This is a genomic window from Monashia sp. HAY1-5C, from assembly GCF_056755255.1.
This window is the reverse complement of sequence record NZ_JBPGXG010000792.1, coordinates 1-235: the sequence shown is the minus strand read 5'-3', so window position 1 is coordinate 235 and position 235 is coordinate 1. Positions and strand designations below refer to the sequence as shown.

The window sequence follows — 235 nt, the reverse complement described above, 5'->3', positions numbered from 1 at the left end:
GGGAGCAGCCCCCCTGACGCAAACACGCGGTCGTCACAGGGGGGGAAATCCCGGGCCCCGCGGGACTCGTCGCGCGAGGTCACCCACACCCGGTAGCCGGCCGCTGCGCCCAGCTGCACGGGGGCCGTGGCCACGCCGCCGCCCGCACCCTGGAGGAGGAACGTGCTGCCGGGACGCACGCCCGATTTCGTGAACAGCATCCGGTCGGCCGTGAGCCAAGCCGTCGACAGGCAGG

At 74.0% G+C, this 235-nt stretch carries 1 pseudogene; it reads right to left on the bottom strand.

What is annotated here, in order from left to right:
- Positions 1-200, bottom strand: a pseudogene (locus ACR9ZK_RS23570) (Zn-dependent oxidoreductase); the annotation flags it as partial.
- Positions 201-235 lie beyond the last annotated feature (35 nt).